General features: G+C 67.2%; 3 protein-coding genes. All 3 read right to left on the bottom strand.

Going from position 1 to position 4,857, the window contains the following annotated elements; translation table 11 throughout:
• Nucleotides 1-1,715: phage terminase large subunit family protein (locus tag H261_RS22440; RefSeq protein ID WP_008622385.1), on the bottom strand; the 1,715-nt coding region annotated here is incomplete at its 3' end.
• The gene (locus H261_RS22435; protein WP_008622384.1) at nt 1,705-2,217 is read right to left on the bottom strand and encodes a hypothetical protein; all 513 of its coding nucleotides are present in this window, start codon (nt 2,215-2,217) and stop codon (nt 1,705-1,707) included. The genes H261_RS22440 and H261_RS22435, both read right to left, overlap by 11 nt.
• Before the next feature lie 365 nt (nt 2,218-2,582).
• Nucleotides 2,583-4,857 (bottom strand): PriCT-2 domain-containing protein (locus H261_RS22430; protein WP_008622383.1); only part of this gene is annotated, 2,275 nt, incomplete at its 5' end.

The raw sequence follows: 4,857 nt of genomic DNA, 5'->3' as shown, positions 1-4,857 counted from the left end.
AGACCGTGCAGGGCAGCGGTGGCATAAACGAAGGTGTCCAGCGCCTCGTTGCGCTCGCCGTCCCGCTTGGGCTGCCACAAGCGGATCGGGCGGCCCCGGTCGTAGCGGGTGACGACTCGCTCGGCGGTGAGCTGGCGGAAGTAGTCGACATCCATCCGGCGGGGAAAATGGACGGCGCCGGGGCCGGGTTCGGTCAGGCGCAGCCGGGCGTAGAGGGCGTCCTTGACGGCATCGACGCCGACGATGAACAGCGGCACCTTGCCGCGCACGCGGGTGGGGCGGCGGGGCCAGACCGGGATGCCGGTGCCGCCACGGCCCTTGATCGCCCAGATGCGCCGCGCCAGCCGGGTGCGGCAGAACTCGTAGGCGGCCTTGGTGTGGTGGCCGCCAGTGTCGATGCAGGCGGCGCGGATGGGCAGGTCGGCGACGGATTTGGGATGGGCGAAGGTGGTGGCGAGATACATATCCAGGTCGGCCCAGACGCGCGGGCCGGAGGGATCGCCCCACAGAACGCGATACTCCACCACCCAGGATTCCTCGTCGGCCCCCCAGCCGATCACCTGCACCTCCAGCCGGTCGCCCTGGACATCCACGCCGGCTGTCAGCACGGCGGCGGCCTCGGGCAGGCGGTCGCCCCAGTCCTCACGCCGGGCCATCAGCGGATCGGCGGGGACAGTGTCGCCGGCCTGGTCCTCCCAGGACTCACCTAGCTTGGTGTTAACCCAGACCTGGAGCCGGGGCGGATCGGATTTGACGCGGCCATGCTCGGTGGCGATTTCGGCCCAGGTCTCCCACGGAGAATACAGCGCCGACAGATGGAAGCCGGCGGTGCGGCCATCGCCCGCCGCCGTGGGCTGCCATTCCCCTGCTGCCAGCAGGCGCGGCTTGTCGTGCTCGTGATGGATGCCGCCGCAGGACTCGCAGATCAGGAACGCCTGATCGCGGCGGCCCTCGGGCCAGCGGATGCGCACCCAGGTGATCGGGGCCATGTCGTTGCAATGCAGGCAGGGGACATGGAAATACCGCTGATCGGAGTCCAGGAAGGCGGCCTCGATGCGGGAATGGCCTTTCAGCGTCGGCGTTGAGACCATGTAGATGCGCCGACGCCCCCGGAAGGTGGCGGTGCGCTGGATGGCGAGATCGACGGGATCGCCTTCGCCATCGGCATCGCCGGGATAGCCGTCCACTTCGTCGAGGAACAGGTAGCGCACCGGGGTGGAGCGCAGGCCGGCGGCGGAATTGGCCCCGGTCATCACCAGTTGCCCGCCGGGGAAGGATTTGCGGAACAGGCTGTTGCCGGCGTCGCGCGAGCGGGCGGGTGAGACCAGTTCGCGCAAAGCCGGGGTGGTCTCGATCAGCGGATCGATGCGCACCGTGGTGTTGCGTCGCACCATGTCCAGAGAGGGCTGCACCAGCATGGTGATGCCGGGGGCATTGTGGATGATGTAGCCCAGCCAGTTGAGGCCGGCTTCGGTGCCGCCGGTCTGGGCGCCCTTCATCAGCACCACCCGCTCATAGGGGCTGGCGGTGGACAGGGCGTCCATCACCGCCTTGAGATAGGGCGTGCGGCTGGTGCGCCAGCGGCCCGGTTCGGCCGAGGTGGGGGGCAGCACCCGGTTGCGGTCGGCCCATTCCGACACCGGGATCGGCGGCTCGGGCCGGATGCCCCGCCGCCATGCCCGGTCCACCACCACCTGGGCGCTATCACCCTGCATCGCGCAGGCTCCACACCGGGGTGTCGGACAGGTGCTCCAGATGCTCGCGCATCAAGCGGTCGAGGGCCGCGAAGGTCGCTTGCGGATCGGCGCCGGTCTCGGCGGCCAGCAGCGGCGCGGTGCGGCTGACCCAGGCCATGTGGGAATCGCGTTCCGCCTTGGCCCGCGAGAACACCGCCGCCGCCGCTTCCTTGGCGTCGATCACCTGGCCGCGTTCCTTGTCGTAGGCGAGGCGGGCGCGTTGCACCTGCACCACCATGTACATGCGCCGGGCCTCGGACAGCGACAGGGTGCCGGTGGTGGTGGGGGCAGAGGTACCGCCCTTGTTGCGTCGCGCCGGATCGAGGTTGCTTTCCATCCAGGCCAGCCCCTCGGCAATGGCGATGGTGCCGTCGGGCCGGACCGGCAGGCCATCGGCGACCAACTGCGAGATGCGGCCCTTGGTGAGGCCGACGCGGGTGGCGAACTCGGTCTTGGTCTCGACGGTGTTTAGTTTAGTCATTGTGCGGCCCCAGGCTGGCAAGGTCGTGCGCTGAGGCTCCCCGCATAGGGAAAGGCCCAGGAGGAACCGCGCCTTCCGGGCTGGTGGAGGCAGTGCCTCTTGTGACCGGGAGACAGTCTACCAGGGTGGCAGCGCTATTTCATTCGCAACGTTTGGTAACGATTGGCACTCGCTTGCTATGATGCTGTGGTGGGTTTGGTTGGTTTGGAGGGTTTGTTTTGGCCCGCCTCTATAAACTGTCAAACATGTTTTCTTTTTCTCTGTGACAATGGATGTGTCTTTCTCAAAGAAAAAATATCTCTCTGACAGTTTCCTGTGGGGTACGGCAACAAACCCTCCAAACCAACCAAACCCACCACGAGGGGTCAGCCCGCATGGTGGGGGAAGGCATGGACATTGGCGGTAACGGCTGCGGTCTCCGCTGCTGATCCCTGATCCCACAGCCGCCACCGAACGACGCCGGCGTGCTGGCCATCGGGTGTCAGCCGCATGCCGTTGACGATGCGGCCCTGGTTGGCAGCCAGCCATTTGCCCAGGCGCCTGCCGCTGATGGCGCCACCATCGCCGGCCACGGCCAGCAGGGCTTCGCGGAAGTCGGGGTTGATAAATTCGGCGCGGCCATGGAAGCTGGCGATCTGATCGGTGGCGACATCGATCACCTCCTTGACCGAGGCGCGGCGGGTCGCGAGATGGGTGTGCCATTGCTCCATCACCATGGTCAGCGCCTCCAGCTTGGGATCGGCTCCCCGGATGCTGTCCATGGTGGCGCAGGGATCGGCCTCGCCCAGCCAGACCAGGGCATCGCGGACCCAGCGCGACCATTCGGTGAAGGAGCCGAGCGGCGTGGTCTGCTGCGGACGGCCAGCAAGGTGGTGGGCGCGCAGGATACACAGAACCGCTGCAACATAATCCCCACGGCAGTCGGCCACCGTGGCGACAGGGTCGCGGTTGAATTCGCGCAGTTCGGGGCGCTCGACACCGGCATCGAGGGTGCAGCGGATGGCGCGCCGGGTCATGTCGCCCACCACGGTCAGGTTGTTGCCGGTGGCAAACACCGCCGCCGTGCTGGGCACCTCGATGTTGAGCGACTTGCCCAGCAGGCGGACCTTGAGCATGGGCTGGGTGAGGGTCTGGCAGAGCAATTCACCGCCGAGGCCGATCTCGCAATTGTCGATGGAGATCAGCGGATCACCGGCGATCAGGGCAGCGCCCAGGCGTTTTTCCATTTCCTCCTCGGTCTTGCCCTGGGCGATGACCGAGGCGGGGCGGCCCGAGACGATCATGCTGGCGATATCCACCAGCAGGGATTTGCCCGATCCGGCGGTGGGGGCGTTGAAGCCGTGGAGTGGGGCCGAGGGCAACGAGCGGCGAATGGCGGTGGTCAGGATGCCGGACAGAGCCACCGACCGATCCGCCTCGCCGACGAAGGGGAATGTCTCGATCAGGCGCTTGAGATAGCCCAGCGCAGCCATGGCCTGATGGCGATCCGGGAATTCGGGAATGGTGGGGAAGGACACTCCCTGCGGATCGAACAACAGTCCGGTCGCGGTGTCGTAGCCGGGTTGGTCCAGCAGAGAGCCGTCGGCCCGCAGCGTCGGGGCGTTGATGATGCCGGTCAGGACTGGCAGCTTCCACATGCCCTCGCGGGCGAGATAGGTGTCGGCGATGCGCAACGGGCAGTCGGTCGAGACCCAATCCATAGCGCGGGAGTCAAAGCGCTCCCAATGGGCCGCGACGGTCATGGCCTCTGCGATGTGGTGGCGGTTGGCGACGACCAGACGAGGGGCGTTGATCTTGCGCCCGTCGGTGATGGTGACGGCGGACGAGGCCGGGCGCACCACCATGCTGCCGCGTTGATAGAGCGGCAGGCGGGAGTTCATTATTGCCATTTCCCCCTCGCCAACGACACGGGGCAGATCGCCCGCCGTGACGCGGATGGTCGGGCGACCGGGGGCCGCCCAGTCGCGTTTCATACCCTCATAGGGATTGGGGTGCGGGGCTCGCTTGCGGGCGGATTTGGGGCGCTCCCAGCCGTTCTTCTTGGCCTCCCAGAACAAGGTGCGGACGGTGATGTCGCGGCCCGTCGCGAAGCTGGGCCACTTGTCGGCGGTGGCTGCGGGATCGTTTTTGGACGCCTGCGCCGACCAGCTTTCCCACAGGTCGGCGCCTGTGGGGCCGAGACCGGCATAGAGGGCGAAGCCGACCTTGATCCATTCGTCGTAGGGCAGATCGTCGTTGGGGATGTGATCGAGGGCCGAGGCGATCAGATCGCGGTCGGGCACGTCCTGGGCATTGGCGGAGATGCCCGCCGCCTTGCGGCCCGCCCGCTCGACTCCCTTGATCTCGGCCCGCGTCTGGCCGCCGATACCGCGCAGGATGGTTTCCGCCTGGGTGACGAAGGCGACGCATTGCTCGGCGGTGACCACCGGCAGATCGGCGGCGGGCACCTCCAGCGGCGATTGGTCCGACCAAAGGTATTCGCCCTTGGTGTCGGGATGGATGCCGAAGCCGACGAACTGCTGGCCGGTGGCCAGAATCTCGACGCGGACGCTGGTGCCGTCGGGCAGCACCAGTTCCGGGGTCTGGATCTTGTCAAAGGGCTTCTCCGCCCGCATCACCAGCAGCAGCTTTGGGGCGCGT

The sequence above is a fragment of the Paramagnetospirillum caucaseum genome (assembly GCF_000342045.1).
Classification (GTDB): domain Bacteria; phylum Pseudomonadota; class Alphaproteobacteria; order Rhodospirillales; family Magnetospirillaceae; genus Phaeospirillum; species Phaeospirillum caucaseum.
This window is presented reverse-complemented; position numbering and strand designations above follow the sequence as displayed.